Annotated in this window: 4 protein-coding genes; 2 read left to right on the forward strand and 2 right to left on the reverse strand. The window is 69.5% G+C overall.

All coding sequences use genetic code 11. The features are described from left to right. Positions 1 to 14: 14 nt before the first annotated feature. A complete protein-coding gene (gene gloB, locus AC1D15_RS25000; protein ID WP_477828101.1) occupies positions 15 to 785 on the reverse strand; it encodes a hydroxyacylglutathione hydrolase in 771 nt (256 codons plus the stop codon). Here gloB and AC1D15_RS25005 point away from each other — a divergent pair. Next, the gene (locus tag AC1D15_RS25005; protein WP_477828102.1) at positions 784 to 1,653 is read left to right on the forward strand and encodes a class I SAM-dependent methyltransferase; all 870 of its coding nucleotides are present in this window, start codon (positions 784 to 786) and stop codon (positions 1,651 to 1,653) included. The genes gloB and AC1D15_RS25005 overlap by 2 nt on opposite strands. Next, on the forward strand, positions 1,650 to 2,132 hold the full coding sequence (gene rnhA, locus AC1D15_RS25010; protein ID WP_052213085.1) for a ribonuclease HI: 483 nt from the start codon (positions 1,650 to 1,652) through the stop codon (positions 2,130 to 2,132). Before AC1D15_RS25005 ends, rnhA begins: the two co-directional genes overlap by 4 nt. 32 nt (positions 2,133 to 2,164) lie before the next feature. On the opposite strand, the gene AC1D15_RS25015 is transcribed toward rnhA, so the two are convergent. Then, the coding region (locus AC1D15_RS25015) for a molybdopterin molybdotransferase MoeA (protein WP_477828103.1) at positions 2,165 to 2,922 on the reverse strand (758 nt) is incomplete at its 5' end.

Raw genomic sequence — 2,922 nt, forward strand, 5'->3', positions numbered from 1 at the left:
GATCAAGTCGGTCATCAGAAGTTGTTTTTCCAGTGGCGCAGCGCGGCCAGCACGTCGACTTCGTCGTCGGGCCGGGCGCCGTGGGTGGCGGCGGCAGCAGCCACCTCGGGTTGCGCACAGCGCATGAAGGGATTGATGCGCCGCTCCTGCGCGATCGAGCTCGGCAGCGTCGCGCGGTCGTCGGCGCGCAGCGATTCGCACAGCGCCGTGTAGTCGAGCAGGTCGCGGTTGTGCGGCTCGACGGCGCGTGCGAACTTCAGGTTCGACAGCGTGTACTCGTGCGCGCAGCACACCCGCGTGTCGCCGGGCAGCGCGGCCAGGCGCGACAGCGAGCGGTGCATCTGCGCCGGCGTGCCCTCGAAGAGCCGCCCGCAGCCGCCGGAGAAGAGGGTGTCGCCGCAGAACAGGATCGGCGCATCKCCATCGCTCGCAGCGCAGAAGTACGCGATGTGGCCGGCGGTGTGGCCCGGCACGTCGATCACCTCGAAGCGCAGGCCGAGCCACTCGGCGGCATCGCCATCGTGCAAGGGCGTGAACGGGGTGGGGATCTTCTCGCGCGCGGGCCCGTAGACGGGGCCTTCGAGGCGCGGTCGCAGCGCATCGACGCCGCCGACGTGGTCGCCATGGTGATGGGTCACTAGAATCGCCGACAGCCTCAGGCCATGAGCGTCCAGCGCTTGCTCCACCGGTGCCGATTCACCCGGATCGACGACGAGAGCCTGCCGGCCATCGTGAAGCATCCAGATGTAGTTATCGGCGAAGGCTGGCAGGGCAAGCAGTTTCATGACACAAGTCGGCGGGATTATAGGTTTGGCCCAGTGGCTGGAGACCCCCCCGGGGCGCTACCTGCTGGCCTGGGAACAGGCCCAACTCGATCGAAGCGTGGCCGATGTGTTCGGATTTCACGCTTTGCAGCTCGGCATGACCGAACTCGAGGGGTTGAGGGCCAACCGGATGCCGCACCGTTGGGTGGCGCTCGACGCGCAAGGGAAGCTGGTGGAGCGCGATCCCGCGGCCGAAGTTCCCACGGATGCCGCCGCCGGTGTTACCAACGGCACTCCGGCCGAGCGCGTGGCCGTCGTGCTGCKCTGCGATTTCGATGCGCTGCCGTTCGATTCGCAGAGCCTCGACCTGGTCGTGCTGCCGCACACGCTGGAGCTCGCGCGCGACCCGCACCTGGCACTCGGCGAGGTCGAGCGCGTGCTGCGGCCAGAAGGGCGCGTCGTGATCCTCGGCTTCAACCCGACCAGCCTGTGGGGCCTGCGCCAGCGCTGCGGCCGGCTGCTGCGCTACATCGGCTTTTCGCGCCAGAAGCCGCTTTTCCTGCCGAACGACGGCGAGTTCCTCGGCTACTGGCGGCTGCGCGACTGGCTGCGGCTGCTGAGCTTCGAGGTGCAGGGCGGGCGCTTCGGCTGTTATCGTCCTCCCCTCAAGACCGATGCGTGGCTCGCACGCTATGCCTGGACCGAACGCATCGGCGAACGCTGGTGGCCGGTGCTCGGCAGCGTCTACCTGCTGGTGGCGGTGAAGCGCGTGCGCGGCATGCGGCTGGTGGGCCTGATCCGCCAGCAGCGCACTGCCGGCCAGCGTGCGGCCACCGTCGCGAGCCACCGCACCCACCAGCGCGCCCATTCATCTTCCGAGACTCCATGACTGAAGCATCGTCCGCCGCCCCGTCCGATCAACCGCAGATCAAGCGCCCGCAGGTCTTGATCTACACCGACGGCGCCTGCAAGGGCAACCCCGGCCCTGGCGGCTGGGGCGCGTGGCTGCGCACCGGCGAGCACGAGAAGGAGATGTTCGGCGGCGAGCGCCAGACCACCAACAACCGCATGGAGCTCACCGGGGTGATCGAGGCGCTCGCGTCGCTGAAGCGCACCTGCGACGTGATCATCTACACCGACAGCGAGTACGTGCGCAAGGGCATCACCGAGTGGATCCACGGCTGGAAGACGCGCGGCTGGAAGACGGCCGACAAGAAGCCGGTGAAGAATGCCGACCTGTGGCAGCGCCTCGACGGGCTGCGCAACCTGCACCACGTCGACTGGCGCTGGGTGAAGGGCCACGCAGGCGATCCGGGCAACGAGCGCGCCGACCAGTTGGCCAACAAGGGCGTCGAGAGCGTGAGGTGAACCTGTAGCCCGGATGCCAATCCGGGACGCGTTCAAACCAGCCCGTCGAACGGCAGTATCTCCACCAGGCTGCCCGCCGCGACATCCCCCTGCCCATGCGGCAGCACCACGAGCCCGTTCGCCTCGCTCATGCTGCGCAGCACCCCCGAGCCCTGCGACCCGGTGATCGCCACCTGCCACGTTCCGTCCACGCCGCGCGAGACGATGCCGCGCTGGTACTCGGTGCGCCCCGGCCGCTTGCGGATCGCCGTCGTGCAGCGCGCCTGCAGCATCGGCAGCGGCTCGACCGCGGCGCCCGACATCGCGAGCAGCGCATCGCGCACGAAGGTGTAGAAGCCCACCATCACCGCGACCGGGTTGCCCGGCAGCCCGAACAGCACCGCCTCGCGGCCCTGGCTCGCGATGCGGCCCACCGCCATCGGCCGCCCCGGCCGCATCGCGATGCGCCAGAACAGCACCTCGCCGAGCCGCGCCATCACCGCGCGCGTGTGATCGGCCTCGCCGACGCTGACGCCGCCCGAGGTGATCACCACGTCGGCGTTCTCCACCGCATGGCGCAGCGTGGCCTCGAGCGCGGCGGGTTCATCGCGCACGATGCCCAGGTCGAGCACCTCGACGCCGAGCCGCTGCAGCATGCCCCACAGCGTGTAGCGGTTGCTGTCGTAGACGCAGCCCTCGTCGAGCGTTTCGCCGATCGAACGCAGCTCGTTGCCGGTGGAGAAGAAGGCGACGCGCGGGCGGCGCCACACCGGCAGCTCGCCGCGGCCGAGCGAGGCGACGAGGCCGAGAT

It is taken from the genome of Rhizobacter sp. P2_H2 (assembly GCF_056403375.1).

Coding starts and splice junctions, on each gene's coding strand:
- rnhA (WP_052213085.1), top strand. CDS start 1,650: ATGACTGAAGCATCGTCCGCCGCCCCGTCCGATCAACCGCAGATCAAG.